A 25,867-nucleotide genomic window follows, 5' to 3' on the forward strand; every position below is an offset into this window, starting at 1 on the left:
GACCCTCAGCCAAACCCTGTTGGCTCTCGGAGAGGATCGTGCAGTCGGAATCGTCAACTTATGGTTAATCGGACGTATCTTTTTTTAGGCCTGAGCCCCGTCGCTTTCGGTCCGTCCGAGGTTCAGATCCCGATCGCGGCATGCCAGAGAGCTGTATCGGGCAGGACGAAGAGGGCAGAAAAAGCCAGGGCAATGCCATAGGGAACACCCTGGTTCGCCGCGTGAAGGCGGCGCGCCCAGCTCCAGTTCTGCGCCATGGCCGGCAGCGGCCCGGCGCGCAGCTGCAGTATGGCAAGCGTCAGCACGCCGCCGCCAATGCCGGCAAATGTGAGATAGGGCATCAGCTGGTCGAAGCCGAACCAGAGGGCCGTCGCGGCAGCGAGCTTGGCATCGCCGCCGCCGATCCAGCCGGCCGCGAAAAAGCCGAAACACACGACCAGGACGAGCCCTCCCGCCGCCAGATGCCAGCCGATCTCGGTCCAGCTCAGGCCCAGCAGAACGGCGCAGACCGCGAACGTCGCGATCAGGATCAGACAGACGCGGTTCGAGATCGTCATCGAGACGAGATCGCTGGCCGCCGCATAGGCCATGGCGGCCGGGAAAACGACAAGCAGGGCAATCAGCGAAAGGGACATCGGATCCATCCAGATTTGCACGGGAGCATCATGAACCACCCGCCTGACCAAAGCCTTACCGCGGCCATTCATGATCGATCGATCAAACGCAGAACGCCCCGGCCAGGCCGGGGCGTTCCTGGAAGGCCAGCCTTGCAGCTGTCCAATTACTCGATCACGCCGGGGCGGTCAGCTTGCCGGCGATGCCGGTGAAGAGCGCGCTCAGCTTGGTGCCCAGCGTGGTCATGCCGGTGATGGCGACGACGGCGACCAGGGCGGCGATCAGGCCGTACTCGATGGCGGTAGCACCGGACTCATCCTTGACGAAGCGAGCGAAAACGTTGGTCATGTCGATCTCCTGTTACATCACGGTTTGACGGCTGCCTTCGCTCTGAAGCGGCTTCGGTCAGCGACAAATGGACATTACCGCGCCCATCTTGCCGATCAGTTAAACGAATAGAAGAATTCGCCGGATTTCGCGAACATCGTTTCGATGGTTAACCGGGAATTTATGAAATCGAATAGAGAGCCTCTTCCCTTCCGCAGGGAATGGGACAAGTCGAAACCAATATAATATCGTGATCGTGAAGCTGATAAGCTTCTCGATAGCGCGAGGCGATCCGATCTTCGGCGCCCAGCGACCAGCATCTGCCTTGCAGGCTGCCACCTTGCACTCCGGACAAATCCCTCGATCCGACATGATTAGGGTTTGATTCATCATTTTGCGCTTACCTACGGGGATTAGAAATCTTGAGGCGTCGCCATGTTCACTCTCCAGGCTGCAGCACGGCATTGTCGCCCCCGCTCGCCATGGACGGCGCTCGCCATCTCGGCCGCCTCCGGACTGTTTCTGGCAGCTGGTGTCACGTTCGCGGGCGCGGCTCCACAGCCCGCCAATCCTGCGTCCAGCCCTGAGAGCGTCGTTGTCATGGTCGACCATGCGAAGGTCGTCCGTCTCCCGGAAAAGGCGCAGACAGTCATTGTCGGCAACCCCGCTATCGCCGACGTGTCGGTTCAGAAGAACGGCGTCATGGTCGTGACCGGCAAAAGCTTCGGCGTCACCAATCTGATCGCGCTCGATTCCAGCGGCGCTTTGCTGGCGGAGTCGCTCGTACGCGTGAGTGGCGCGTCCGATTCGATCCTGACGGTACAGCGCGGGCTCGAACGCGAAAGCTACTCCTGCACCCCCGTCTGCCAGCCGTCTGCCCAGCTCGGCGACGTCCAGCGCTATTTCGGCGAAGTCGGCGCACAGGCCGCAAGCCGCAACTCGCAGGCAACGGGCGGCTCGAGCCGATAGGGCGCGAAGCGCGCCTCGCGCGTACGGGATTCAAACCTGATACGGCGCAACTTCCTTGATAAGGCGCAACTTCGGAATTCGCCCCGAACAGCACGGGCCGGCGCTCTCGCGAGGTCCCGCCGAAAAGGTGAATCATCCGCTAACGCCCGCAATTCCCATGGGAATGCCGGCATAACGGATCGGAAATTCTTTTCCCCTATGAAAGGGCCTCCAACGGGCTGGCGCCGTGTCGATTGCGGCGCGCATCTGCGAAGCGACAACCGGAATTCTGACGGAATGACATCTTTCCCGGCCCAGGATGAGCTGGAACCGCCGCGCACCCGCCGCGCCATAGGCCGCTTGCTCGATCGATTCAAGCGCTCGCAGGATGGCGCGACCATCGTCGAATTCGCGCTCGTCCTGACGCCATTCCTGATGCTGATGTTCGCGATACTCGAGACGGCATTGATGTTCTGGACGAGCCAGATCCTCGAGGAGGCTCTGACGCAGGCTTCGCGCAGGCTGCTGACCGGCCAGGCCCTGACGCGCTACAAAGGGGACGGCGCGGCCAATTCCGCCGCCTTTCGCAACGACGTCTGCGCCCTGGCTCCAACAGGCCTGATCGATTGCAGCAAACTGACCATCGACTCGCGAGCCTATGCCTCTTTCGCCAATGCCAAAACCGGCACCAGCAGCAGCAATCCCGTCGCCGGCGGCGCCTTGAACACAACCGGCTTCGGTTACAACGCCGCACAGGCCGGCCAGGTCGTCGTCGTACGCGCGGTGCTCGACTACAAGCTGTTCTTCACCCAATGGAGCACGGCACTGGTCAATATCGGCGGTGGAAGACGTGGCATCATCGCGACGGCGGTATTCCGCGCCGAGCCTTTCGCAGCCCCGGCAACGTGAGGGCGGAGATGGCACGCGCATTCTCGCTTCGTCGCAACCGCGCCGCGCTCCGCCGCCTCGCGCAACGTTTTATCGGCAATCGCCGTGGCGTCGCCGTCGTCGAATTCGCCATGATCCTTCCGGCGATGGTGACGATTTACTTCGGCATCGTCGAAGTCGCACAAGGCATCATGATCGACCGCAAGGTCACGCAGTTGACCCGGGCGCTGGCCGACCTGACCGCCCAAGCGCCCTCGGTCACCGACGGCGAGGTCACCAACATCTTCGACGCGGCCCAGACTATCATGCTGCCGTTCACGGATGTGGCCGCTCGCATGTCGATCGCCAATGTCGTGGTCGACAACAGCGGTGTCGCGCGCGTCTGCTGGAGCGAGCAGCGCAACTCCACCGTGCCGGCGCGGGGCGCGGCGATCGACCTGCCAGCCGACCTGCGCATTCCCAACACCTCGATCGTCATGACGCGAGCCAGCTACGACTTCAAACCATTGGTCGGCTACATCATCACCGGCACGATCAAGATCGGCGACACGCCGATCTACATGCGCCCGCGCGTCGGCAAGATCGGCGGCACCGGCAATGTCGAGCAAGTGGAGCGAGTCGGTAAAGCCTTATGCCCCGGCTTCAACTGAGCAGCCGGGGGCGCGATCAGATCGTCTGATTGTAATCCCCGACTTCGGGGTTTTCACGCAGCACCCCGTCGATTGCGGCGAACATTTCGCGCATGCGGGCGTCCGAGACCGGGCTCTCGCAGACCACGACCAGCTCCGGCTTGTTCGATGAGGCCCGAACCAGCCCCCATGTCCCATCGGCATTGACGACGCGCACGCCGTTGACGGTGATCACGTCGCGGATCGGCTGTCCGGCGATCATCTCACCCTTGGCCCGCATCGCCTCGATGCGCTTCACGACGCGATCGCCGACCTGATACTTGATCTCGTCGGCGCATTTGGCCGCCATGGTCGGCGTGCCCCAGGTCTTGGGTACGGCGGCGTAAAGATCGGCCATCGACTTGGTGGGATTGCGGTCGAGCATGTCGATCACGGCGATCGCGGTGACGACGCCGTCGTCATAGCCGCGCCCGACCGGTGCATTGAAGAAGAAATGGCCTGATTTCTCGAAGCCGGCGAGCGCGTTGAGATCTCGCACCCGGCGCTTGATGTAGGAGTGGCCGGTTTTCCAGTAATCGGTCTTGACGCCCAGCCGCTGCAGTTCGGGATCAGTGTCGAACAGCCCGGTCGATTTCACATCGACCACGAACTGCGCGCCGGGATGCAGCTTGCCGAGGTCGCGGGCCAGCATGACGCCGATCTTGTCGGCGAAGATCTCCTCGCCATGATTGTCGACGACGCCGCAGCGATCGCCGTCGCCGTCGAAGCCGAGCGCGACATCGGCGCCGTGCTGCTTCACGGCATCGGCCATGGCGTGCAGCATCTTCATGTCTTCGGGATTGGGATTATAGCGCGGGAAGGTGTGGTCGAGCTCGGCATCCATCGGGATCACCTCGCAGCCCAGGGCTTCGAGGATCTGCGGCGCGAAGGCGCCGGCCGTGCCGTTGCCACAGGCGGCGATGACCTTGAGCTTGCGCTTGATCTTGGGCCGATCGGTCAGGTCCTTGATGTAGACTGCCGGGAAATCCGGCACGAACTGGTAGGAACCGCCGCCGACCAGCTCGAATTCGCCGGCCAGCACGATGTCGCGCAGCTGGCCCATCTCCCCGGGCCCGAATGTGACGGGACGCTGGGCGCCCATCTTGATCCCGGTCCAGCCATTGTCGTTATGCGAGGCGGTGACCATCGCGACGCAGGGCACATCGAGCGCGAACTGGGCGAAATAGGCCATCGGCGACATGCACAGGCCGATATCGTGAACCTTGCAGCCGGCCGCCATCAGCCCGGTCACCAGCGCCATCTTGATCGACGAGGAATAGCCTCGGAAGTCGTGGCCCGTGACGATCTCGGGCTTCACGCCCATGCGCCGGATCAGCGTGCCCAGCCCCATGCCGACGGCCTGGACGCCCATCAGATTGAGTTCCTTGCCGAAGAACCAGCGCGCATCGTACTCGCGGAAGCCCGTGGGCTTCACCATCGGCAGCGACTCGTAGTCGAAGGTGTTCGGGAAGAGTTCGGGCAGCGGCTTGGGGAACATAAAGCGATCCATGCGGGCTAGCGTGCTGAACGGGAAGGCGGCCATAGGAAACGTCGATCGCGACCTTGACGCGACATGTTCCACGCTTAACCGATCGTCATGCCGTTGGGAACGCCCGATGCTGCACCAGCGAGATCAGCCGCGCAGGACCATTCTCCCGGTCTGCACTTCGTAGCCTTGCAGCTTGCCGAGGAAGGAGGTGCCGAGCAGGCTCGTCTGGAGCGCGCCGGCCGGAAGCACCACGGCCTCGACATTGCGCACGACGATGTCTCCGAGCCGGATTTCGCGGAGCATGACGCTCGTTCCCGCCACGACGCCATTGGCCGTGCTGAGCATGATCTTGCGTCCGCCCGTATTGGCTCCGATTCCCAACGCGCGTGCATCGCTGGCCGTCAGCGCGACGATGCTTGCGCCGGTATCGACCATCATCTTGACGCGGTAGTTGTCGATCGTCGGGTGGACCATGTAGTGGCCACGATAGTCGGCAGCGACCGTGAGGGTGGGGCGTGCGGTCGAGGCCGGCTTGGCCGTGGTCGTCACGGATGCGACGCTCGGGCGCTCTTCGCCGAAGCCCTGCGCAAGCTGCTCGCTATAGGACAGCGCGCTGACGACGACCGTTGCGGCGATGCCTAGCGCCCAAATGATCGGTCTTTGCGCCATGCTGCCCGGTTTCCTCACCCCTGCGGATGCCGGCACGATGCGTGCCCTATCCTGACGAAGGGTGAAGATCGTCGCCAGAATCCAGCGTTTCGCCGCATGCGCGGGCGCTCCGACGGGAACAGGCTTAACGCCAGCTTGTCCTAAAGGAAGGATTCGCCGACCATCGCCTCGATCGCGTCATGGCTGGGCACGCTGGGCTGCGCGCCGGCACTGGTGCAGGCAAGCGACCCGGCGGCGAGCCCGCGCTGGAGTGCGCCTGACAGGCCAAACCCCGCGGCAAGCGCCGCGGCGAAGGCTCCGGTGAAACTATCCCCTGCCGCGACCGTATCGACGACCGCGACCTTGGGCGCCTCCAGGCGGCGCCGCATTCCGCCCTGCCAGCCGACCACGCCGGCCGCGCCGAGCGTGACGATGCAGATGACGCCGCATTCGGAATCGACCCGCCGCGCGATCTCGTCGGGCTCGCGCTCCGGCCAGCCCCGCGATTGAGCCAGGATCAGTGCCTCATGTTCGTTGACGACGAGCACGTCGACGCTGCCGAGCAAGGCCGGATCAGGCGGCCCCGCCGGCGCCAGATTGAGGATGACGCGGCCCCCCGCCCGCTTCATCAAGCGCGCTGCAGCAAGGCATTCCTGCTCTGGCACCTCGCGCTGGAGCAGCAGGATATCGTCGCCACCGAGCGCCATGCCTTCCAGCACATCGGCTTTCGCATGGGCATTCGCGCCGGCCGCGACGACGATCTGGTTGGCGCCATCAGCATCGACGGCGATGAAGGCCGCGCCCGTCGGCGCATCGACGGTGATGACATGGGTGAGATCGACCCCATCGGCCGCCAGCAGCGACAGCGCGGTGCGGGCGAAATCGTCACGCCCGGTGGCACCGACAAGCGCGACTTCGGCGCCGTAGCGCCGGGCGGCCAGCGCCTGGTTCGCGCCTTTTCCACCGGGATGAAGCGCATAGCTCGGACCGATCACGGTTTCGCCGGCACCTGGCAAGGTCTCGACCGGCGTGACCAGATCGACGTTGATCGAACCGAAGACGACGATCATGAGGCGAGCCCTGCGGCGAGACGGGTAACGCCGGCAATGAAGGCGGCTTCGGGTGTCGTGATCGCGATCGGCAGGCCGGCAGCCTCGAACGCAGCGGAATAGCTCTCCGCGAGCACACCGTCGGCGACGAGATGGACCGGTTGCTGCCGGCCAAACAGCGCCGCCGCAGAGGCGATCTCGTGAGCGACGAGCAAGGCCGAAAGATAGGGGCCGACCTCGCCGCCTTTCATACGCCCGCCCAGAACCTCCGTACGGGCGGAAAAGGCCGTGTTCAGCAACCCGCCGGGGCGGTTGGCTGCGGCGAGCCCCCGGCTTGCGCCGACAGCCGCATCATCGCCGGCCGGCTCCTCGGCGAGGCGCGCCAGAATCGAATGCTGCCGCAGCAGCCCGTAAACCTCCCCGGTCATGAAGCTGGCGAAGCGGACGATCCGGCCGTCCCTGATCTCAATCCATTTCGAATGCGTTCCGGGCAGGCAGGCGATGCCGTCCTCGAGCCCCAGCCCGACGATCAGCGTCTCCTCGCCGCGCATCACGTCGAAGGCGCCGTCATCGCAGCTCAGGCCCGGCAGCACGGTCGCAGATGTGCCGTCGGCAAGCGTGACCGGCAATCCCGCTGCGGCGATTTCGTCCGGCGATGCGGGGCAGGCGACATAGGCGGCCTCGACCCAGCCGTTGCGGCTGCCGACCATGCCGGCGAGAACAACAGCGGCATCGGGACGGGCGCGGCGAAAATCGCCTGCGAGCGCCTCGAACGCAGCCGGATAGCCGCCTGCTGGAACCGACTGGATGCCCTGATCGGCCACCCGGCGCTGAAGCACCTCGCCCGTCTCGGAAATCAGGAAGGCGCGGGCGCGGGTCGTGCCCCAGTCAAGTGCGATCAGGGGTTTAGGCATGGCAAAGCTCCGGCTCGCCGGCATCGTTCCGGCCGCGCGTAACCTAGAGCATGATGCCGAAAAGTGGGAACCGGTTTTCGGACGGGTCACTGCGAGAACAGAGGGGCTCTCACAGTGTCCCCGACAGCCTTCAAGCCTCGAAAAAGACCGTCTCGCTCTCGCCCTGCAGGCAGATATCGAAGCGGAAGACGCCATCGCCGCCACGCTGCGCGATCAACGTATCCCGGCGACCGGCCGGAACCAGCGCCAGCACGGGATCGCCGTCATTGGCCGCCTCGTCGGAGAAATAGATTCGCGTCGCCAGCCTGACCAGAACGCCGCGCGCGAAGACGGAGACCGTCAGATGCGGCGCCTGCCTGGCTCCACCCGGCCCGGGCAACCCGCCTGGACGCACGGTCTCGAAGAAGTAACGCCCCTCCGAGGTCGTCTCGGCGCGGCCGAAGCCGGTGAAGCCGGCATTGCCGGATGCGTGGAAGCGCCCTTGCGGATCGGCCTGCCAGATCTCGATCATGGCGTCGCCGACGGGGAGCCCATCGCCGTCATAGACAGTGCCCTCGACACGGATGCGCTCGCCGGCGATCCCGTCGGTCGCAACCTGCTCAGTGGCGAGTTCCGGCCCGCCATAGGCGCGCGGCGTCAGCGCATAGGCGAAGAAGGGGCCGATCGTCTGCGAGGGCGTGATGCCGAGGGTTGTCTCGGCCTTCGTCTCAATGGTCATGCGGCTCCTCCAGCGGCGTCGCGTTGCGGCCGCGCAGGACGATGTCGAACTGGTAGCCGAGCGCCCATTCCGGCTCGGTCGTGTCGATATCGAACCGCGAAACGAGGCGATCACGCGCCTTTTCATCGGTGACCGACTGGAAGATCGGATCGTATTTGAAGAGCGGATCGCCCGGAAAATACATCTGCGTGATCACGCGCGAGAGGAAGCTCGCGCCAAACAGCGAAAAGTGGATATGGGCGGGGCGCCAGGCATTGTGGTGGTTGCGCCAGGGATAGGCACCGGGCTTCACCGTGACGAAGCGATAACGCCCGTCCGCATCGGTGACGGCCCGGCCGGCGCCGGTGAAGTTCGGATCGAGCGGAGCCGGGTGCTGGTCGCGGACATGGACATAGCGCCCGGCCGCATTGGCCTGCCAGATCTCGACCAGCGTGTGGGGCACCGGCCGGCCATCCTCGTCCAGGACCCGACCGGTGACGATGATGCGCTCACCCAGCGGCTCGCCTTCATGCTGGCGGGTCAGGTCGGAATCGCCCTCGGCAACGCCGACATGACCGAAAACCGGCCCGGTCGTTTCCGACAGCGTATGCGGCAGCAGGATCAGCGGCTGCGATGGCGCGCGCTTCAGCGTGCTCTTGTATTCGGGCGAGGCGTTGAGCGGGTGAGCCTGCAGGCTCTGAGGCGGATAGATCAGGCTCATGCTGCCACTCCATGCGCTTGTTTGGTCCGGGCATGCAGGTCGCGCAGGACACTCAGCTCCTGCGCTGTCGCGGCCGGAGTTTCCGCCAGCCGGGCGGCAAAGCGCAAGGGCCAGGCGCAACCCGCCTGAACCTGCTCACGCGTCACGCCGGGATGCAGCGAGACCACAGTCAGTTCGGCCGTCTCCGGATCGGGTTCCATGACGCAGAGATCGGTCATGATCTTGGTCGGCCCTTTGGTCTTGAGGCCCAGGGCCGCGCGATCGCCCTTGCCCGTGCCGTGACCGAACGAGGTGATGAAGGGCAGTTTCTCGACGAAGGCACGCGTGCCCATCGCCATGGTGATGAAAATCTCGCCGCAATTGCTGGCGATTTCGGGCGCGCCGCCACCGCCGGGCAAACGCACCTTCGGAGCATCATAAGGGCCGACGACCGTGGTGTTGAGGTTGGCGAAACGGTCGATCTGCGCCCCGCCGAGGAAGCCGATGGTGATGCGCCCGCCCTGCAGCCAGTAGCGGAACATCTCGGGCACCGCGACGGTGGTCAGCGCGGTGTCGCAGAGTTCGCCATCGCCGATCGAGAGCGGCAGCACGCTCGGCCGGGTCGAGAGCGTGCCGGATTCGTAGATCAGCGTGATCTTCGGCGCATGCGTCAGCCGCGCGAGGTTGCAGGCGGCGGAGGGCGCTCCGATGCCCACGAAGCAGACATCAGTATTCGTCAGCAGCCTTGCGGCGGCAATGGTCATCATTTCAGTCGGGGTTGCGTTCACAGCGTGGCTCCCAAGCTCGACCTGCCCCCTCTGCCCTCGCGGGAGAGGGCTGGGGTGAGGGGGCGCCGTGCCCCCGATCGCTGGCACTCTTCCTCCGAGATCGCAGTCGGAACGGTCGAGCGCCCCCTCATCCGTCCCGGCTTCGCCGGGCCACCTTCTCCCGCGAGGGGAGAAGGGAGGAGCCCGGTCGTCTCAAGCGGAAAGCCCATCATGTGCCTCCCGCCTTGTGGTGGCGTATTGCGCGAAGGCATCCGGCCCCTTTTCCAGCACATTCGCCTTGATCCAGGCCAGGAAGGTGTCGCGCTCGCGGGAGATCTTGTCCCAGGCGATGTAGGAGTCGTTGGCGCGCTTGTAGTAGCCATGGGCGTAGGACGGAAACGCACCGCCCGGAACATGGGCGATCGCCGTGACGGTCCAGGACGGCAGGATCACCGCATTGGCATTGCGCGGGCCGAAATCGTCGACGATCTCCTCGACCGTGACGAGCGAACGCTTGGCCGCCAGCACCGCCTCCTTCTGCACACCGACAATGCCCTCCAGCAGGACATTGCCCTCGCGATCGGCCTTCAGCGCATGGATGATCGCGGCATCGGGCCGGATCGCGGGCACCGTCGCCAGAACCTCACCGGTATAGGGGCAGGTCACGGATCTGATGTTGGGATTGACCTTGGGCAGGTCGACGCCCTTGTAACCACGGAAGACCGCGAAGGGCAGGTTCGCCGCGCCGGCTTCATAAGCATTGGCGAGAGCGGCATGGCTGTGCTCCTCGGTTTCGAGGCGATGTGGCCAGCCATTCTCGACCGCGTCGCGGAACCGGTGCAACGAGCCGACGCCGGGATTTCCGCCCCAGGAGAAGATCAGCTTCTCGGCGCAGCCGGTGCCGATCAGCTGGTCGTAGATCAGGTCCGGCGTCATCCGGATCAGCGTCAGCCGCTTGCGGCCCTGCCGGATCGTCTCATGGCCCGCCGCATGCGGGATCAGATGGGTAAAGCCCTCCATCGCGACGGAGCAGCCATCGCTCAGAACCGCTTCGATTCCCTGCGCGAGGGAGACGAATTCAGCCACCTTGACATCTCCTCGAAATGTGCGTTAATCGCACAATGTTTTGATTATCGCACTTTATGATGCGCGCGAGGCATGGTCAAGCGATGGCAGGCGAGGCTCCAGACCGCGATCATATGGCAGCCCTCGAAAAGGGGCTGGCGGTGATCGAATGCTTCGATGCCGCCCATGACAAGCTCACCATCGCGGAGGTCGCGCGCGCGACCGACCTGTCACGGGCTGCGGCTCGCCGCTGCCTGCTGACGCTCACCCGCATCGGCTATGCCGAATTCGACGGCAAATTCTTCAGGCTGACGCCGCGCGTGCTGCGCCTTGGCCATGCCTGGCTCGCCTCGACCGCGCTGCCGCAACTGGTGCAGCCTTTCCTGGAGCGCCTTTCGGAGGAGATGCATGAATCCTCCTCGGCCTCGCTGCTGGACGGGCATGAGATCGTCTATATAGCCCGTTCGGCGCAGCGGCGGATCATGTCCGTCGGACTTTCGGTCGGCACGCATCTTCCCGCCTTCTGCACATCGATGGGCCGCGTCCTGCTGGCCTGGCGCGAGCCGCAGGACGCGCAGGCACGCATCCTCGCCGGCAAGCCGCGCGCGCTGACCCCCCACACCGTCACCGACATCGCCGCGCTGATGGCAATCCTCGCCAATATACGCCAGCAGGGCCATTGCATCGTCGATCAGGAGCTCGAACTCGGCCTGATCTCGCTTGCCGTGCCGCTGTTCAACGCACGCGGAGAGGCTGTCGCGGCCTTCAACATTTCGGGCCAAATCCAGCGGACATCGCCGCAGCAGATGGCCGAGCGCTTCCTGCCAAGAATGCTCGCCTTGCAGGCGATGCTTCGGCCACTGATCACGTGAAACAGGACCATCGCCATGCTTGAACTCGAAGCCGGGCCCCTGCGCGCGCGCGTTTTCCCCGAGATCGGCGGGATCGTCGCCGGGCTCGACTGGCGCGGGCCGGATGGGCGGGTACACAAGGTCCTCCACTCACCCGACGGCGCCACGCCCTCGATCGCGGCGCCCAATCTTTTCGGCAGCTGGGCGATGGCGCCCTTCGCCAATCGCGCCTTCGACTGCGTGGTCGATGATGGCGAGCAGCGTTTCACGGTGCCGAAGAACAGCCCTACCGGCAATATCCACGGCTTCGGCTGGCAGGCCGCCTGGAATGTCCTGCGGTATGACCGCGGCCATACCGTGCTCGAACACCGCCGAACGGAGGGGCCGGACCCGTATCGCTACCGGGTCGTGCAGGATATCCGCCTTGATGAGGCCGGTATGACCATCGCGCTTTCGATCACCAACGAGGCTGACCTGGCCCTACCCTATGGCCTGGGCCACCATCCCTGGTTCGGCTGTGCCGGCGACACCCGGCTGGGTATGACCGCTGAGGGCGCGCTCGTCTTCGGCGAGGCGTTTCGCGCCATCGGCTCGCAGCGGCTGGCGGAAGGCGGCCCCTTTGCGTCCGGCCCCGTCTTCGCAACCGGCCGCGAGACGGCCTGGAGCTTTCTGGACTGGGGCGGGACCGCGCGGATCGAAACGCCATCGACGGGGCTCGCGATCACGCTGACCGCGAGCGAGAGCCTGAACTGCCCGGTTGTCTGGGCTCCCGCCGGCGCGGACTTCCTCTGCGTCGAGCCGCAAAGCCATGCCATCGGCGCCCCCAGTGAGCCCGCCGCGCGCGCGGCCGCGCCGCTCAAGCGCCTGGAACCCGGCGAGACGCTGGAAGGCTGGCTGCGGATCGCGCCCGAAGCGATCTGACTGATCACATGTGAGGGAAAACCGCCGTCATTCCGGGCAGAGCGAAGCGCAGACCCGGAATCCATCATAGGGTGCAATGGCATTCGATGGATTCCGGATCAGCGCCGCTACGCGGCTTGTCCGGAATGACCACGTTGTCCGAGCGGCTTCTCCAGAGTTCGCTCTGTCGGCAAATAAGCCAGCTTTAGCGCCAGCGCGGGCCGGTCTCGTAATAGCGCTGGAGGTTGTAGGGCTGATAGCCAAAGGCGCTAGCCGGCAGGGCCGGGCGCAGCAGGATCTGCTCGCGGGCCGCATCCCAGTTCGGAGCCTTGCGCTGCTGGGCAATCGCGGCGCGCTGCTTCGCCTTGGCGTTGGCGATCTTGGCCTTCGAGCCGCCCGAGGCCTTCGCGAATTGCGAGAGCCCGTCATTGGCCGCGCCGTTCAAGGCGATGCGGGTCTGGCCGGCGCCGTGCTTCTTGACCAGCGCAAAGAGCTTCGCGGCATTGGCGGGATGCAGGCGGATGCAGCCATGCGAGGCCGGGCGGCCGAGCGCGCCAACCGCAGTGGTGCCGTGAATGGCGTAGCCGCCGCGGAAGAACACGGCATTGGGCATCGCTCCACCATATTTCCGAGAATACCAGTTCTTCTCCAGCCGTGTCGGCCGATAGACACCGTTGGGCGAACGAAAGCCCGAGCGGCCCGAGGAGATCGCCCAATTGTGGACCTCGCCATCGGAGGTGGTCACGGTCATGCGCTGGGCCGCGATATTGACGCGGACATCGACGCCGGCATGGGCCGAGGCGATGCCGGCGAGCGACAGGAAGGCGATAGCCAGAAGACTGAAAACGCGACGCATCACACCACTCCGGAAAGACGCAACCGTTGCAAGAACCGTGGCGTTGTCGGACATGAAAGCCGCCGCCATTACGCTCAGAAAACAGCGCTTGATGGTGGCTTGTAAAGCGCAAAGGCGAAATGTGGTTTAAGGGCGAACGGACGATGCGTTTGTGCAGCCCGTTTCAGCCTCTGGCGTACCGTCAAGGCAGCGTAGCAGGGCAGGCTGCCCTCTTACGCGCCGCGGGGTTTTGAGCTCCTAGATCATCGGCAGGGAACGCGGCTTCGGTCCACGCGGAAACGCGGCGTCGATGCGGGCGATCTCAGCATCGCTCAGGCGCAGGCCCAGAGCGCCGGCATTGTCCTCGACATGTGCGACGCGTGCCGCCTTGGGAATGGCGAAGACGGATGCGCGCCGCGTCAGGAAGGCGAGCGCCACCTGACGCACACTTGCGCCATGGGCGGCGGCGATCTCAGCCAGGAGCCGGCCGCCGGCACTGCCGGAATCGGGAAAATCATCATGCCCGAATGGGCTGTAGGCGGTGACCGCGACGCCATGGCGCTCGCACCAGGGGATCACCGCATGTTCGATCGCGCGCTCGCGCAGGTGATAAAGCACCTGATTGCAGGCGATCGCGCCGGTCCCAGCGACCGAGAGCGCCTCGTCGAGATCATCGACATCGAAATTGCTGACACCCCAGGACAGGATCTTGCCCTCGCTGCGCAGTGCCTCGAACGCGGCAAAAGTCTCTTCCAGCGGGTAGGAACCACGCCAGTGCAGGAGATAGCAGTCGAGCCTGTCGGTCTTCAGCTTGCGCAACGAGCGTTCGCAGGCCGTGCGGGCGCCCGCATGCGAGGCGTTGTGAGGCAGCACTTTCGACACCAGAAAAGTCTCGTCGCGACGGCCGGCAATGGCCTCGCCAATGATCTCCTCCGAGCGGCCATCGCCATACATCTCGGCGGTGTCGATATGGCTCAGGCCGAGATCGAGCCCGCGGCGAAAGGCAGCGATAGCCTCGCGCCGGTCGCCCTGCTCGATATACCAGCTGCCCTGACCGATGCTGGTGAGCTCCGGGCCGCCTGATCCAAATGGGTGCCGCGTCATGGCGTCTGCTCCGCTCTCAGGGCCAGGAAGGCTCGTAAGGCAAATAAGCTTCGCGGCTCACACCGGCGGCGTGCCGTTGGCCTGAAGCACCTCGCCCGCGAGGTAAAGCGAGCCGCAGATCAGGATGCGTGGCGGGCCCGACCAGCTGCGGCTCGCGATCTCGCGCAACGCCTGCTCGACGGAGCCGGCGGTCTCGGCATTAAGCCCCGCTTCGCGCGCCAATTGCGCGACCTCCTCGGCCGGCCGCGCGACCAGCGCATTCTGGATCGGCACCGCAAAGAGAACCTGCGCCAGGCCCTTGAAATGCGCCAGCGTCGCGCGTGCATCCTTGGTCGAGAGCAGGCCGGCGATCATCACCAGCGGAGCCGGGTTGCGATCGGCGAGATCGGCCATGGCCTGCGCCAGCACACGGCCGCCATCGGGATTATGGCCGCCGTCGAGCCAGAGCTCGGCGCCCGCCGGGATGAGTTCAGCGAGCTTGCCGCGCGCCAGCCTCTGCAACCGCGCCGGCCAGTCAGCGTCGAGCATGCCCCGCTCGAAGGCGTGTGTGGGCAGCCCGCCATAGCCGGCGGCGCGCAAGGCGGCGATCGCCGTGCCGGCATTGATATGCTGGTGGCGGCCGGACAGGCGCGGCAAAGGCAAATCGAGCAGGCCGTCGCCATCCTCGTAGACCAGGCGGCCACCATCCTCATGCACGTTGAAATCCTGCGCGCCGATGAGGATGCGCGAGGCGCCGACGCGCTCGGCAGTGGCTTCCAGCACAGCTGTCGGCTCAAGCTCCTGCGGGGCGATCACGGCCGGCGCGCCCCGCTTGAAGATACCGGCCTTCTCGCCCGCGATCTTGGTCACGGTGTCGCCGAGATATTCGGAATGGTCGAGCGAGACCGGCGTCACCACCGTGCAGGCGGGGTGGTCGATGACATTGGTGGTGTCGAAACGGCCGCCGAGCCCGACTTCGAGCAGGACGACATCCGCCGGATGCTCGGAAAAGAGCAGCAGCGCGGCCGAGGTGGTGATCTCGAAGAAAGTGATCTGGTCGCCGGCATTGGCGCGCTCGCAGCGCTCCAGCGCCTCGACCAGAACGGCCTCGTCGACGAAGCGGCCGCCGCCGGGGGCCCCAAGGCGAATGCGCTCATGGAAGCGCACCAGATGCGGCGAGGTATAGACGTGGACTTTCAGGCCGGCGGCTTCGAGGATCGCCCGCATGAAGGCGATGGTCGAGCCCTTGCCGTTGGTTCCGGCGACATGGATGACCGGCGGCAGACGCTTCTGCGGATCGCCCAGCCGTTCCAGCAGCGTCAGGATGCGCCCGAGCGAGAGGTCGATCAGCTTGGGATGCAGCGCGAGGAAGCGCGCCAGCAGCGTGTCGGACGACCCCATGATGCGTTGTGGCTCCGCCGATGCCGTCTCAGACCGCTTCGGCGACGGGCTGCGGGGCTGCAATGGGGGCTACATCCACAGCCGGCACGGGCTGCCTGGTCAGCAGGCGACCGAGCCGCGCCAGCGTGGCGGGAATCTCATGCCGGTGGACGACCATGTCGACCATGCCGTGATCCTTGAGATATTCGGCGCGCTGGAAACCGTCCGGCAGTTTCTCACGCACAGTCTGCTCGATCACGCGCGGGCCAGCGAAACCGATCAGCGCGCCGGGTTCGGCGATCTGGACGTCGCCCAGCATGGCGTAGGATGCGGTGACGCCGCCCGTGGTCGGGTCGGTCAGCACCACGAAATAGGGCAGGCCGGCCTTGCGCAGGCGCCGCACCGCGATAGTTGTGCGCGGCATCTGCATGAGCGAGAGGATACCCTCCTGCATGCGCATTCCACCCGAGGCGGCAAAGACGACATAGGGCGTCTTCTTCTCAATCGCGGTCTCGGCGCCCCTGATGAAGGCCTCGCCTGCCGCCGTGCCGATCGTGCCGCCGATGAAGTGGAAGTCCTGCACCGCAATCGTCATCGGCAGCCCCTTGACGCGGCCATAGCCGACCTTGAAGGCATCGGGCGCGCCGGTCTTGGCACGGGCGTCCTTGAGCCGGTCGATATAGCGCTTCTCGTCGCGAAACTTCAGCGGGTCGGCCGCGACCTCCGGCAAGGCGACATCGAGCCATTTGCCTTCGTCGAAGGTCAGCCGCAGCCGCTCCGGCGCCGTGACGCGCATGTGGTGTTCGGAGCCGGGAATGACGAAGCCATTGGCCTCGACATCCTTGTGGAAGACCATCTGCCCGGAATCGGGGCATTTGATCCAGAGGTTCTCCGGGCTCTCGCGCTTGAACAGCGTCTTGATGCGCGGCCGGACGACTTCGGAAATCCAGTTCATCGGATCATCCCTGAGTTTCGAGCAGGCAGCAGGCTCACGCTGCCGCTTTCGCGACGGAGCGAATCCCGGCCGCCAGTTCCGAGACGAGCGAGGTGACAGCCGAAACCGTCTTTTCCGTGGCCTTGCCGTCGGCATCGAGCGAAAACCTGACGCGCTCGACCAGGGCGGAGCCGACGACGACGCCGTCCGCGCCCTTGGCGATGGTGGCGGCATCGGCCGCGGTCTTGACGCCGAAACCGACGGCCACCGGCAGATCGGTATGGCGCTTGATGCGCGCCACGGCATCGCCGACCGCGTCATAATTCGCGATGGTGCCACCGGTGACGCCGGTCATCGAGACGTAATAGACGAAACCCGACGTGTTCTGCAGCACCTTGGGCAGGCGCTTGTCGTCCGTCGTCGGCGTGGCCAGGCGGATGAAGCTGAGGCCCGCGGCAAGCGCCGGCAGACAAAGCTCGACATCCTCCTCAGGCGGCAGGTCGACCACGATCAGCCCGTCGACGCCGGCCTTGCGCGCGTCCACCAGGAACCGGTCGACGCCATAGGCCCAGATCGGATTGTAGTAGCCCATCAGCACGATCGGCGTGTCGTGACCGGCAGCGCGGAAGCTTGCGACCATGGCCAGAGTCTTCTTCAAGCTCTGGCCGGCCTTCAGGGCACGCTGGCCGGCGAGCTGGACCGGGATGCCGTCAGCCATCGGATCGGTGAAGGGCACGCCGAGCTCGATGATGTCGGCGCCGGCCTGCGGCAGCGCATTCAGGATCGCGCTCGCAGTGTCGAAATCGGGGTCGCCAGCGGTGACGAAGGTCACGAGCGCGGCGCGGCCCTCCTTCGCGCAGGTCTGGAAACGGTTCTGGATACGGGTCTGGCCGGTCTCTGTCATGGGCTTGCGGTTAGCATGGCGAGGTTTCACTGACCAGAGTGCAGCAGCGGCCGAAACGCCACGGCGCTTGCGCGGCGCCGCCGGCTGCGTCACATCGCGCAGGCATGCGCGCCTTCGACAGCCCCCTTCCGATCGACGTCGTCCTCGACGACCTTGCCGCCGCATTGGGCGCCAGACCTAACGCCGTGCTCGTCGCACCGCCCGGCGCCGGCAAGACGACGCGCGTGCCGCTCGCACTTCTCGACGAGCCCTGGACGAAGGGCGGCAAGCTGATCGTGCTGGAGCCGCGCCGGCTCGCGGCGCGCGGCGCAGCCAACCGCATGGCGCAGAGTTTGGGCGAGCGTGTCGGCGACACTGTCGGCCTGCGGGTCCGGCTCGGCTCCAAGATCGGGCCGAAGACCCGCATCGAGGTCGTCACTGAGGGCGTCTTCGCCCGCATGATCCTCGACGATCCCGCATTGGAGGGCATTGCCGCCGTGCTGTTCGACGAATTCCACGAGCGTTCGCTGGATGCTGATTTCGGGCTGGCGCTGGCGCTCGACGCGCAATCGGGCCTGCGCGAGGATCTGCGCATCCTGGTGATGTCGGCGACGCTCGACGGCGCACGTGTCGCCAAGCTGCTCGGCGAGGCGCCTGTCATCGAGAGTCAGGGGCGCGCCTTCCCGGTCGAAACGCGCTATCGCGGCCGCGATCCGCTGAAACGCATCGAGGATCAGGTCACCGATGCGGTGCTGCTGGCGCTGAACGAGCAGAGCGGCTCGTTGCTCGTCTTCCTGCCCGGCCAGGGCGAGATCAGGCGCGTCGAGGAGCGTCTGCGCGAGCGCCTGCGCGATCCGGCCGTTGAAATTGCGCCGCTCTATGGCGCGCTCGACCAGTCGGAGCAGGATCGCGCCGTGCTGCCCGCTGCCAAGGGCCGGCGCAAGGTCGTGCTCGCGACCGCCATCGCCGAAACCTCGCTGACGATCGAGGGCGTGCGGGTGGTGATCGATTGCGGCCTCGCCCGCGTGCCGGTCTACGAGCCCGATATCGGCGTCACCCGGCTGGAGACGCGCCGCGTCAGCCGCGCGGCGGCAGACCAGCGCCGCGGCCGCGCCGGGCGAACCGAGCCCGGCATCTGCTACCGGCTCTGGGACGAAGCTGGGACCGGCGCGCTGGAAGCCTTCGCGCGGCCCGAAATCCTCTCCGCCGATCTCGCTCCCCTGCTGCTCGATTGCGCCGCCTGGGGCGTGAACGACCCGACGCAGCTGGCTTTCCTCGATTCCCCACCTGCGCCCGCTCTGAAGGAAGGACGGGCGCTGCTGGCGAGCATCGGCGCGCTCGACGATGACGGCCGGATCACGCCGGACGGACGCGCGCTCCAGAACCTGCCGCTGCCGCCCCGTCTCGCACGCATGGTCACCAGCGCGGCCCGCTTCGGACAGGCTGGAGCCGCGGCCCTGCTTGCCGCCATATTGGTCGAGCGTGGGCTGGGTGGCGATGCGACCGATCTCTCCGAGCGCCTCGAACGCCTCGACCGCGAACGACTTGGCCGCGAACGCGGTGGCCGCGCCGCCGATATGCGCCGGCTGGCAGAGGGCTGGGCGCGGGCGGCCGAAAGGACGGGTCGGCCGGACAAGGATGCCGCCCTCACCACCGGCCTGCTGCTGGCATTCGCCTATCCCGACCGCGTGGCGAAATCGCGCAGTGTCGGCTCGGGGCAATTCCTGCTCGCCAACGGACGCGGAGCCGTAATCGAGCCCTCCCAGCGGCTGGCGCGCGAAAGCTACATCGTCGTGGCGGAGATGACCGGCGCGGCCCAGCAGTCCCGCGTCACCGCCGCAGCCGCGATCACGGAAGCCGATATCGCGATGCTCGTCGCCAACGGACTCGCGCCCTTCGGCATCGAGGAGCGCAGCGAGGTCAGCTTCGACCGCGCCGCCCGCGCCTTGCGTGCCCGCGCGGTACGGCGCTATGGCGCGCTCAGCCTGTCGGAGCGACCGCTGCCGGCGCTGCCATCCGCCGAGAATGCGGAGACGCTAGCGCAAGGCATCGCGGCGCTTGGCGTCGGCCTGCTGCCCTGGACGCGCGCGCAGCAGCAATTGCGCGAGCGCGCCGGCTTCCTCCGGCAGGCCTTTGCAGTCGGAGCGACCGACAATCCCTGGCCCGATCTGTCGGATGCCGGTCTGGCAATGGACGCACAAACGTGGCTGGCGCCGCATATTGTCGGCCGCGCCTCCCTGGCGGCAATCGAGCCCGCCGACCTCGACTCCGCTTTGGCCGGGCTGTTGCCATGGGACCTGAAGCGCCGGCTCGACAGCGAGGCCCCCACGCATTTCACGGCCCCGACCGGCTCGAACCTCACTGTGGACTATGCCGCCGAGGCCGGACCGACGATCTCGGTGCGCGTGCAGGAACTTTACGGCCTCTCCGTGCATCCGGCGCTGGCGGGCGGCCGCGTGCCGCTGGTGCTCGAGCTGTTGTCACCTGGACACAAGCCGGTCCAGATCACGCGCGACCTGCCGGGCTTCTGGCGCGGCTCCTGGGCTGCGGTAAAATCGGAGATGAAAGGCCGCTATCCCCGCCACCCATGGCCGGACGACCCCGCCGCCGCGCCGCCGACGACCCGCGCCAAGCCGCGCGGGACGTAAGCGCGCTCAGTTTCCCATCCGGTCCCGCCACTGGCGCTCGCCCGAGAGGCAATTGGCGTTCTGGTTCGTCGCCTGGGCCTTCTGGACCCGCGCCTCTCCGGCCGGCAGGTCCGCGATCTCGCGCAGCAGCTTGGTGCGCGTCGCATCGACGAATTGGTGGCGCTCGCGGATCGGGATCACGAAGGCGCCGATGCCGGTGATGACGCAGTCGCGATAGTAGATGTCGAGGTCGTCGATATCGAAATAGCTCGCCTGTTTCAGCATTACCGGCAGGCCGTTGATGCTGATGCCCTTGGCGGCGGCCTCGTCGCGCGCCGCAGTGACCGGCCGGCCATCATTATTGGCGCCGTCGCCGGAGATATCGATCACCCGGCGCATGGCCGTGACGTTGGACTGTTCGAGCAGGGACATGCTGAGATCGATCGCGCCCGAGATCGAAGTCCGCCGGCCGCGCCGTGTCTGCGCCTCGCCGAGTTCCTCGGCAAAGGCGATCGCCGATTGTGGCGTCTCGATGATCGTCCAAGGCTTGACGATGTGCTGGAAGTTGCCCCCCGCCCATTCGAAATAGGTCACGGCGATCTTGCCGATCGCGCCCTTCGCGATCGCCTCATGCAGCTGCTTGGAGCGGAAGGCCTCGATATAACCGTTGCGCTGCAAGGCGAGTTCGTCGAGATCCATCGAAAAGGACACATCGACGGCCAGCACGAGCGCGACATCGACCTCCTCGGGCGGAGCAGTCGTCGACTGGGCATTGGGCGCAGCGCCGGTCCAAAGACCCGCCGCCGCAAGACTCAAGAGACCGCACAGCAAACGCCGCATCGCCACCTCCGTCTTCATGTCGCGACAGGAGTGTGCGCCGGCTTTGGGTTTCCGCCAAGGCCGAAAGCTGGGCAGGCAGAGCCTTCTGGATCACCATCTCGTCGAAAGGCCGCTGGCGAGCCCGCGGGGCCTCAAGCAGTCAGCCGGCGCGGCGTGCATCCACGATGGCAATGGCCTTTGCCACGGCCTCCTCGATGGTCAGGGCTGAAGTGTCGAGGATGACGGCGTCGTCCGCCGCCTTGAGCGGGGCGTCGCTGCGGCCGGAATCGCGCGCATCGCGTCGGCGAATATCGGCCAGGATGCCCTCGAAAGTGGCGGCCTCCCCGCGCCCCGCGAGCTCCTTATGACGGCGCGCGGCGCGCACCTCGGGCGTGGCGGTGACGAAAAGCTTGGCCCGCGCCTGCGGGCAGATCACCGTGCCGATATCGCGTCCGTCGAGCACCGCCCCGCCGGATTGCGCCGCGAACCGGCGCTGGCGCGCGATCAGCCCGCTGCGCACGGCCGGCATCGCCGCGACGACGGAGGCGGCTTCGCCGATTTCCCGGCCGCGCAGGCTGTCCTCGGCGAAAGCGCTCTCGTCGAAGGTCGAGACGATCGCACCTGCCGCCTCGGCATCACGGATATCGTGCCCCGCTTCGAGGACTGCGCGCGCGACCATGCGGTAGAGCAGGCCGGTGTCGAGATAGGGCATGGCGTAATGCGCTGCCAGCCGGCGCGCCAGCGTGCCCTTGCCCGAGGCCGCCGGCCCATCGACCGCGATGACGAGCCGTCCCTTGCTTGCGTCGGTCGTCATGCGATGTCGCCCCCCAGCTCATTCATCAGCGCGATGAAGCCCGGGAAGCTGGTCGCGATCATGGCTCCGTCATCGATCTGCACCGGCTTTCGCGTGGCAAGCCCCATCACCAGGAAGCTCATGGCGATGCGGTGATCGAGATGGGTCGCGGCCGTGCCGCCGCCCGCAACCTCCCCGCCTGTGCCATGCACAACGAGATCGTCGCCCTCGATCGTGCAGGTGACACCTGCCGCCTTCAGCCCGGCTTCCACCGCGGCAAGACGATCCGATTCCTTGACCCGCAATTCCTGCAACCCGCGCATGCGGGTGGTACCCGCGGCAAAGGCGGCCGCGACCGCCAGCACCGGGTATTCGTCGATCATCGAGGGCGCGCGCTCGGGCGGCACGTCGACGCCCTGCAGGCCGGACGCCCGGACCCGCAGCGTCGCGACGGCCTCGCCGCCCTCATTGCCCTCGTTTTCGACGGTGATATCGGCGCCCATCTCGCGCAATGTCGTCAAAAACCCGCTGCGAAGCGGGTTGGTCATCACGCTTTCGATCAGGATCTCGGAGCCCGGCACGATCAGCGCCGCGACCAAGGGAAAAGCTGCCGAGGACGGGTCGGCCGGCACGGCGACCGGCGCAGCCTGCAATTCGGGCTGGCCCTTCAGCACGATGCGGCGGCCATGCGCGCCCTCCTTGGTAACATCAACCTGCGCGCCAAAATGGCGCAGCATCGTTTCGGTATGGTCGCGGGTCGCCTCGGTTTCGATCACGGTCGTCTCGCCCGGTGCTGCCAGCCCCGCCAGCAGCACCGCCGATTTGATCTGCGCCGAGGCCACCGGCGTGCGGTAGATGATCGGCACCGGCTCCCTCGGCCCGCGCAGCGTCAGCGGCACGCGGCCGCCCTCCTGCGCCGAGACGATCGTCGTGCCCATCAGTTCGAGCGGATCGAGAATGCGCCGCATCGGCCGTTTGCGCAGCGAGGCGTCGCCATCGAAGGTCGTCGTGATCGGATGGGCGCCGCAGACGCCCATCATCAGGCGCGAGCCCGTGCCGGCATTGCCGAAATCGAGCACCCCGGCGGGTTCGCGCAGACCGCCGATGCCGACGCCCCGAACCCGCCAGGCGCCCGGGCCGTCGTGATGCACGATCGCGCCGAGCGCGCGGGCGGCATCAGCCGTGCGCATGACGTCCTCGCCCTCCAGCAGGCCGCTGACCTTCGTCTCGCCGATGGCGAGCAGGCCGAAGATCAGCGCGCGATGCGACATGGATTTGTCGCCGGGCACGCGGACGCGGCCCGATAGCGGACCGCCGGCGCGCGCCGTGACGGGAACGGGGTGCTGAGCGTGGGCCAAAGAGCTCTGCCGGCTTGGTCGATCGGGCATTCTGGCTGCCTAGCACGCCCTCCCGTCACGCGTCACGTGCCCGCCACAGCTCCCACCCGGTCCATATTCATCGCGCCGGCTGCGGCTGGTTTGCCCTGCACGGTGAGGCCGATGCAGCCCAAAAACGCCGCCGCCTCTCTTTGGCATCGCGCCCCGACACGCAATCAGTATTTGACAGCGCCGCTCGCCACGACTAACGGACGCGCCTGCTTTTCAGAACATGAATGATTGAAGGTCCGACGCAGTGGCGAAACCGGAACTTGGAACAAAACGCGTTTGCCCGACAACGGGCCGCAAATTCTATGATCTCAACAAGGACCCGATCGTCTCGCCCTATACGGGCCAGTCGTTCCCGCGCTCGACCTTCGAGCCGCAGGCGAAGGCTGCTGCCGCTGCTGCAAAGCCGGCCGAGGACGAGGAAGAGGCCGAGGTTGCCGACGGCGCGGTCGAGCTCGTCTCGCTCGACGAGGCGGATGCCGAGACCAGCGAGAAGGAAGCTGTCGTCACCAGCGAGGACGACATCGAAGTCGAGGACGACATCGCCCCCGAGGACGACACGTTCCTGGAGGAAGAGGAAGGCGATGACGACGTTGCCGACCTGATCGACAGCGATATCGAGGGCGACGAGGACGTCTGAGGACATCCTGAAAAAGAATGACGATTGCGCAACAATAGGCGCTTGAGTCTTCGGCCGCAGCCGCCTATAGAGCGCTTCGTCGCCGCTGCGGCGACGAAGATCAGAGGGTTCGCCCCGCCGCAATGCCGGCAGCGCAGCCCTCGGAAGTTTACCGGTTGACCCCCAAATCAACCGGCTAGTGGGGCCATAGCTCAGTTGGGAGAGCGCTTGAATGGCATTCAAGAGGTCGGCGGTTCGATTCCGCCTGGCTCCACCAAATTCTCTTCCCCGGCATTTGAGGTTATGCGGGCGTTCGCGCTATCGCGCGAAGATCCCCCGCATTTGACGCGGCAGCCTGCGAATAGGCGAAATGCCGCGCGCTCGGGCTTTGATCAGCGTCTTCGCACAATCATCTTACGACAGCGCCCCGCGCGCGACCGCCGCTTGGCAATCGGCAAGAGCAACCCGTATTGACCGGCGCCGGATCTGTGAGAACGCAGATTCTCCGTGGCGTCTGGCAATGACGGCCATTGGCCCTGCTTACCGGCCGGTCGCTGGATCGATACCCCGCCCCGAAGCCAGCATCGCTCAAAGGCTGCGCGCGCCCGTATCCGCGTCCATACCCCCCGCCGTAGTTGATAGGCGGCCCTGCACCCGGGATACCCCCTCCGTCCGAGCGCAACCGGAGATCCGGCACATTGTCACTCAGCGACGGCGGCCCGAGACCACGTCTGGGGCCGTCGGGCGTGAGCGGGCCGTTGCCGGGCGTGCCGACAAGCTGCGCACCTGCGGGCAATGCGAGAAGAAGGGTGGGCATCAAAGCCAACGCCGCGAGGACATTGCGCGTCACTGCTGGGCACTCCCATAACTGGCTGCTTAAGCCGGCGAGATAACGGGTTCATCCTGCCACGACTTCCCGAATTAGGCGGCACAAATTGATCATCGGCCGTTTTCGTCGGCATGCCCGCGCCGCGAGCCTCCGCAAGCCGTCACGCCGCCTGTCTGAGACCGACCTCGAACGGCGACAAGACCACCGTGCCGGCCGTGATCGAGGCCAGGGTATTGCAGGGCAAGGCCTGCCAGCATTCGCGCGCCGCATCGACCGGCTCGGAGGCGATGATGACGCTGTCGCCACGGTCGCAGAGATACAGGCTCGGCGGCTTGGCGTCGGAAGACCAGCGTACGGCGTGGATGGTCTCACCATCGGCAAGCGCGGCCGCACAGCGCAGCGGCTCGCGAATGCCGGCCTGGTGCATCAACGACAGAGCATCGGCCAATGCAGCGGCAAGCGCCTCGCCGGGCCCGAAACCCTCAGCGATCCGGGCCAGCGTGAGCAGGAAGATCGCCTCCGAATCAGTCGTGCCGACGCGGGCGTCGTAGAGCAGATCGGGAATCAGCGCCTCGAGCCGGCGCCGGATCAGGGCGTAACCGCCGATCTGGCCGTTATGCATGAAGAGGTGGCGACCATGGACGAAGGGGTGGCAGTTGGCCCGCGTCGTCGCCGTGCCGGTCGCCGCCCGGACATGGGCGAAGAACAGATGCGAGCGGACCTGACGGGCGATCGAGAGCAGGTTCTCGTCAGACCAGGCCGGGCGCACCTCGCGATACTGGCCGGGCTCCGCCTTTTCACCATACCAGCCGACGCCGAAACCGTCGCCATTGGTTCCCGTCTTGGCCTCCTCGGCGTGGAGCGATTGATGGATCAGGGAATGGCAGGGCGCCGCGACAAGGTCCTCCAGAAAGACCGGAGCGCCGGAATAGGCAAGGAAACGGCACATGATCGGTCCCGAATCAGCCGCGGGCACGATGCCGCGAAGAGGAGATTATTCTCCGAAAAATGAATGTCCGCATAATGGCCTGATCAGGTACTTCCACCCTCGGCGCCGCGGCGCTCGCACCAACTGCCTGCAGAAAGTCGTCACACGACCCCCGCGCCTTGCAGCGGTTGCTAGCCTCAGATGCCTCGTCTAACCAGAACCCCGA

26 protein-coding genes and 1 tRNA gene are annotated in these 25,867 nt (G+C 66.2%); 8 read left to right on the top strand and 19 right to left on the bottom strand.

Features of this window, described 5'->3' with window-relative positions; translation table 11 throughout:
• Positions 1 to 122: 122 nt before the first annotated feature.
• On the bottom strand, positions 123 to 635 hold the full coding sequence (locus C4S73_RS13685) for an A24 family peptidase (protein WP_103873281.1): 513 nt from the start codon (positions 633 to 635) through the stop codon (positions 123 to 125).
• Between the two features lie 154 nt (positions 636 to 789).
• Complete coding sequence (locus C4S73_RS13690; protein WP_103873061.1) at positions 790 to 963, bottom strand: Flp family type IVb pilin; 174 nt, start codon at positions 961 to 963, stop codon at positions 790 to 792.
• Positions 964 to 1,377: 414 nt separating this feature from the next.
• Here C4S73_RS13690 and C4S73_RS13695 point away from each other — a divergent pair, with 414 nt between their 5' ends.
• The 3 genes from C4S73_RS13695 (at position 1,378) to C4S73_RS13705 (ending at position 3,428) form a co-directional block, all read left to right on the top strand.
• Positions 1,378 to 1,911, top strand: a complete 534-nt coding sequence (locus tag C4S73_RS13695) for a pilus assembly protein N-terminal domain-containing protein (protein ID WP_103873062.1) — start codon at positions 1,378 to 1,380, stop codon at positions 1,909 to 1,911.
• 276 nt (positions 1,912 to 2,187) lie between these two features.
• The gene (locus C4S73_RS13700) at positions 2,188 to 2,799 is read left to right on the top strand and encodes a TadE/TadG family type IV pilus assembly protein (RefSeq protein ID WP_160115767.1); all 612 of its coding nucleotides are present in this window, start codon (positions 2,188 to 2,190) and stop codon (positions 2,797 to 2,799) included.
• Positions 2,703 to 3,428: a TadE/TadG family type IV pilus assembly protein gene (locus C4S73_RS13705; protein ID WP_103873064.1), complete on the top strand. Its 726-nt coding sequence runs from the start codon at positions 2,703 to 2,705 to the stop codon at positions 3,426 to 3,428. The genes C4S73_RS13700 and C4S73_RS13705 overlap by 97 nt, the downstream gene beginning before the upstream one ends.
• Before the next feature lie 16 nt (positions 3,429 to 3,444).
• Here the strand turns inward: C4S73_RS13705 and C4S73_RS13710 are convergent, their stop codons facing one another.
• From C4S73_RS13710 to C4S73_RS13745, 8 genes are all read right to left on the bottom strand, one after another.
• Positions 3,445 to 4,944: a phosphomannomutase/phosphoglucomutase gene (locus tag C4S73_RS13710; protein WP_103873282.1), complete on the bottom strand. Its 1,500-nt coding sequence runs from the start codon at positions 4,942 to 4,944 to the stop codon at positions 3,445 to 3,447.
• A gap of 135 nt (positions 4,945 to 5,079) precedes the next feature.
• Positions 5,080 to 5,604, bottom strand: a complete 525-nt coding sequence (locus C4S73_RS13715) for a retropepsin-like aspartic protease family protein (protein ID WP_103873065.1) — start codon at positions 5,602 to 5,604, stop codon at positions 5,080 to 5,082.
• Positions 5,605 to 5,744: 140 nt separating this feature from the next.
• Positions 5,745 to 6,653 (bottom strand): ribokinase, encoded by a 909-nt coding sequence (locus C4S73_RS13720; RefSeq protein WP_103873066.1) that lies wholly within the window; start codon positions 6,651 to 6,653, stop codon positions 5,745 to 5,747.
• Positions 6,650 to 7,546 carry a 2-dehydro-3-deoxygalactonokinase gene (locus C4S73_RS13725; protein WP_160115768.1) on the bottom strand — a complete coding sequence of 299 codons (897 nt, stop codon included), beginning with the start codon at positions 7,544 to 7,546 and terminating at the stop codon, positions 6,650 to 6,652. The genes C4S73_RS13720 and C4S73_RS13725 overlap by 4 nt, the downstream gene beginning before the upstream one ends.
• A 130-nt stretch (positions 7,547 to 7,676) precedes the next feature.
• Positions 7,677 to 8,264, bottom strand: coding sequence for a protocatechuate 3,4-dioxygenase subunit alpha (pcaG, locus tag C4S73_RS13730; protein ID WP_103873068.1), 588 nt, complete (start codon positions 8,262 to 8,264; stop codon positions 7,677 to 7,679).
• Positions 8,254 to 8,964 (bottom strand): protocatechuate 3,4-dioxygenase subunit beta, encoded by a 711-nt coding sequence (gene pcaH, locus C4S73_RS13735; protein WP_103873069.1) that lies wholly within the window; start codon positions 8,962 to 8,964, stop codon positions 8,254 to 8,256. Before pcaH ends, pcaG begins: the two co-directional genes overlap by 11 nt.
• Complete coding sequence (locus tag C4S73_RS13740) at positions 8,961 to 9,710, bottom strand: CoA-transferase subunit beta (RefSeq protein ID WP_103873070.1); 750 nt, start codon at positions 9,708 to 9,710, stop codon at positions 8,961 to 8,963. Before C4S73_RS13740 ends, pcaH begins: the two co-directional genes overlap by 4 nt.
• 213 nt (positions 9,711 to 9,923) lie before the next feature.
• Positions 9,924 to 10,796 (bottom strand): CoA transferase subunit A, encoded by an 873-nt coding sequence (locus C4S73_RS13745; protein ID WP_103873071.1) that lies wholly within the window; start codon positions 10,794 to 10,796, stop codon positions 9,924 to 9,926.
• A 113-nt stretch (positions 10,797 to 10,909) separates the two neighbouring features.
• On the opposite strand from C4S73_RS13745, the gene C4S73_RS13750 reads away from it, so the two are divergent.
• Positions 10,910 to 11,647: an IclR family transcriptional regulator domain-containing protein gene (locus C4S73_RS13750; RefSeq protein WP_210201404.1), complete on the top strand. Its 738-nt coding sequence runs from the start codon at positions 10,910 to 10,912 to the stop codon at positions 11,645 to 11,647.
• Between the two features lie 15 nt (positions 11,648 to 11,662).
• On the top strand, positions 11,663 to 12,547 hold the full coding sequence (locus tag C4S73_RS13755; protein ID WP_103873073.1) for an aldose epimerase family protein: 885 nt from the start codon (positions 11,663 to 11,665) through the stop codon (positions 12,545 to 12,547).
• A 184-nt stretch (positions 12,548 to 12,731) separates the two neighbouring features.
• Here C4S73_RS13755 and C4S73_RS13760 read toward each other — a convergent pair whose 3' ends face one another.
• The 5 genes from C4S73_RS13760 to trpA all read right to left on the bottom strand — a co-directional run bounded on the left by C4S73_RS13760 (position 12,732) and on the right by trpA (position 17,662).
• Positions 12,732 to 13,382: a L,D-transpeptidase gene (locus C4S73_RS13760; protein WP_103873283.1), complete on the bottom strand. Its 651-nt coding sequence runs from the start codon at positions 13,380 to 13,382 to the stop codon at positions 12,732 to 12,734.
• 237 nt (positions 13,383 to 13,619) lie between these two features.
• A complete protein-coding gene (locus C4S73_RS13765; protein WP_103873074.1) occupies positions 13,620 to 14,465 on the bottom strand; it encodes an aldo/keto reductase in 846 nt (281 codons plus the stop codon).
• A 57-nt stretch (positions 14,466 to 14,522) separates the two neighbouring features.
• On the bottom strand, positions 14,523 to 15,845 hold the full coding sequence (locus C4S73_RS13770; protein WP_103873075.1) for a bifunctional folylpolyglutamate synthase/dihydrofolate synthase: 1,323 nt from the start codon (positions 15,843 to 15,845) through the stop codon (positions 14,523 to 14,525).
• A 28-nt stretch (positions 15,846 to 15,873) separates the two neighbouring features.
• A complete protein-coding gene (accD, locus tag C4S73_RS13775; RefSeq protein WP_103873076.1) occupies positions 15,874 to 16,779 on the bottom strand; it encodes an acetyl-CoA carboxylase, carboxyltransferase subunit beta in 906 nt (301 codons plus the stop codon).
• A 34-nt stretch (positions 16,780 to 16,813) separates the two neighbouring features.
• Positions 16,814 to 17,662: a tryptophan synthase subunit alpha gene (gene trpA / locus C4S73_RS13780; RefSeq protein ID WP_103873077.1), complete on the bottom strand. Its 849-nt coding sequence runs from the start codon at positions 17,660 to 17,662 to the stop codon at positions 16,814 to 16,816.
• Between the two features lie 104 nt (positions 17,663 to 17,766).
• Here trpA and hrpB point away from each other — a divergent pair, with 104 nt between their 5' ends.
• Positions 17,767 to 20,289 carry an ATP-dependent helicase HrpB gene (gene hrpB / locus C4S73_RS13785; RefSeq protein ID WP_103873078.1) on the top strand — a complete coding sequence of 841 codons (2,523 nt, stop codon included), beginning with the start codon at positions 17,767 to 17,769 and terminating at the stop codon, positions 20,287 to 20,289.
• 6 nt (positions 20,290 to 20,295) lie between these two features.
• Here the strand turns inward: hrpB and C4S73_RS13790 are convergent, their stop codons facing one another.
• The 3 genes from C4S73_RS13790 to aroA all read right to left on the bottom strand — a co-directional run bounded on the left by C4S73_RS13790 (position 20,296) and on the right by aroA (position 23,268).
• Positions 20,296 to 21,108, bottom strand: a complete 813-nt coding sequence (locus tag C4S73_RS13790; protein ID WP_103873284.1) for a DUF1194 domain-containing protein — start codon at positions 21,106 to 21,108, stop codon at positions 20,296 to 20,298.
• A gap of 139 nt (positions 21,109 to 21,247) precedes the next feature.
• Positions 21,248 to 21,901 (bottom strand): (d)CMP kinase, encoded by a 654-nt coding sequence (gene cmk / locus C4S73_RS13795; RefSeq protein ID WP_103873079.1) that lies wholly within the window; start codon positions 21,899 to 21,901, stop codon positions 21,248 to 21,250.
• Complete coding sequence (gene aroA, locus C4S73_RS13800) at positions 21,898 to 23,268, bottom strand: 3-phosphoshikimate 1-carboxyvinyltransferase (protein ID WP_425290345.1); 1,371 nt, start codon at positions 23,266 to 23,268, stop codon at positions 21,898 to 21,900. Before aroA ends, cmk begins: the two co-directional genes overlap by 4 nt.
• 244 nt (positions 23,269 to 23,512) lie before the next feature.
• Between aroA and C4S73_RS13805 the strand changes: the two genes are divergently transcribed.
• Positions 23,513 to 23,905 carry a TIGR02300 family protein gene (locus C4S73_RS13805; RefSeq protein ID WP_103873081.1) on the top strand — a complete coding sequence of 131 codons (393 nt, stop codon included), beginning with the start codon at positions 23,513 to 23,515 and terminating at the stop codon, positions 23,903 to 23,905.
• 180 nt (positions 23,906 to 24,085) lie between these two features.
• Positions 24,086 to 24,161: transfer RNA gene (locus C4S73_RS13810), tRNA-Ala, on the top strand.
• A gap of 712 nt (positions 24,162 to 24,873) precedes the next feature.
• Here the strand turns inward: C4S73_RS13810 and C4S73_RS13815 are convergent.
• Positions 24,874 to 25,662 (bottom strand): class II glutamine amidotransferase, encoded by a 789-nt coding sequence (locus tag C4S73_RS13815; protein WP_103873082.1) that lies wholly within the window; start codon positions 25,660 to 25,662, stop codon positions 24,874 to 24,876.
• Positions 25,663 to 25,867: the final 205 nt, after the last annotated feature.

This window comes from Allobosea lathyri, from assembly GCF_900108245.1.
GTDB lineage: Bacteria > Pseudomonadota > Alphaproteobacteria > Rhizobiales > Beijerinckiaceae > Allobosea > Allobosea lathyri.

Excerpts from the sequence above, each read along its gene's own strand:
- C4S73_RS13685 (WP_103873281.1), bottom strand. The coding sequence starts at position 635 with ATGTCCCTTTCGCTGATTGCCCTGCTTGTCGTTTTCCCGGCCGCCATG.
- C4S73_RS13690 (WP_103873061.1), bottom strand. The coding sequence starts at position 963 with ATGACCAACGTTTTCGCTCGCTTCGTCAAGGATGAGTCCGGTGCTACC.
- C4S73_RS13695 (WP_103873062.1), top strand. The coding sequence starts at position 1,378 with ATGTTCACTCTCCAGGCTGCAGCACGGCATTGTCGCCCCCGCTCGCCA.
- C4S73_RS13700 (WP_160115767.1), top strand. The coding sequence starts at position 2,188 with ATGACATCTTTCCCGGCCCAGGATGAGCTGGAACCGCCGCGCACCCGC.
- C4S73_RS13705 (WP_103873064.1), top strand. The coding sequence starts at position 2,703 with ATGGAGCACGGCACTGGTCAATATCGGCGGTGGAAGACGTGGCATCAT.
- C4S73_RS13710 (WP_103873282.1), bottom strand. The coding sequence starts at position 4,944 with ATGTTCCCCAAGCCGCTGCCCGAACTCTTCCCGAACACCTTCGACTAC.
- C4S73_RS13715 (WP_103873065.1), bottom strand. The coding sequence starts at position 5,604 with ATGGCGCAAAGACCGATCATTTGGGCGCTAGGCATCGCCGCAACGGTC.
- C4S73_RS13720 (WP_103873066.1), bottom strand. The coding sequence starts at position 6,653 with ATGATCGTCGTCTTCGGTTCGATCAACGTCGATCTGGTCACGCCGGTC.
- C4S73_RS13725 (WP_160115768.1), bottom strand. The coding sequence starts at position 7,546 with ATGCCTAAACCCCTGATCGCACTTGACTGGGGCACGACCCGCGCCCGC.
- pcaG (WP_103873068.1), bottom strand. The coding sequence starts at position 8,264 with ATGACCATTGAGACGAAGGCCGAGACAACCCTCGGCATCACGCCCTCG.
- pcaH (WP_103873069.1), bottom strand. The coding sequence starts at position 8,964 with ATGAGCCTGATCTATCCGCCTCAGAGCCTGCAGGCTCACCCGCTCAAC.
- C4S73_RS13740 (WP_103873070.1), bottom strand. The coding sequence starts at position 9,710 with ATGATGACCATTGCCGCCGCAAGGCTGCTGACGAATACTGATGTCTGC.
- C4S73_RS13750 (WP_210201404.1), top strand. The coding sequence starts at position 10,910 with ATGGCAGCCCTCGAAAAGGGGCTGGCGGTGATCGAATGCTTCGATGCC.
- C4S73_RS13755 (WP_103873073.1), top strand. The coding sequence starts at position 11,663 with ATGCTTGAACTCGAAGCCGGGCCCCTGCGCGCGCGCGTTTTCCCCGAG.
- C4S73_RS13760 (WP_103873283.1), bottom strand. The coding sequence starts at position 13,382 with ATGCGTCGCGTTTTCAGTCTTCTGGCTATCGCCTTCCTGTCGCTCGCC.
- C4S73_RS13765 (WP_103873074.1), bottom strand. The coding sequence starts at position 14,465 with ATGACGCGGCACCCATTTGGATCAGGCGGCCCGGAGCTCACCAGCATC.
- C4S73_RS13770 (WP_103873075.1), bottom strand. The coding sequence starts at position 15,845 with ATGGGGTCGTCCGACACGCTGCTGGCGCGCTTCCTCGCGCTGCATCCC.
- accD (WP_103873076.1), bottom strand. The coding sequence starts at position 16,779 with ATGAACTGGATTTCCGAAGTCGTCCGGCCGCGCATCAAGACGCTGTTC.
- trpA (WP_103873077.1), bottom strand. The coding sequence starts at position 17,662 with ATGACAGAGACCGGCCAGACCCGTATCCAGAACCGTTTCCAGACCTGC.
- hrpB (WP_103873078.1), top strand. The coding sequence starts at position 17,767 with ATGCGCGCCTTCGACAGCCCCCTTCCGATCGACGTCGTCCTCGACGAC.
- C4S73_RS13790 (WP_103873284.1), bottom strand. The coding sequence starts at position 21,108 with ATGCGGCGTTTGCTGTGCGGTCTCTTGAGTCTTGCGGCGGCGGGTCTT.
- cmk (WP_103873079.1), bottom strand. The coding sequence starts at position 21,901 with ATGACGACCGACGCAAGCAAGGGACGGCTCGTCATCGCGGTCGATGGG.
- aroA (WP_425290345.1), bottom strand. The coding sequence starts at position 23,268 with ATGCCCGATCGACCAAGCCGGCAGAGCTCTTTGGCCCACGCTCAGCAC.
- C4S73_RS13815 (WP_103873082.1), bottom strand. The coding sequence starts at position 25,662 with ATGTGCCGTTTCCTTGCCTATTCCGGCGCTCCGGTCTTTCTGGAGGAC.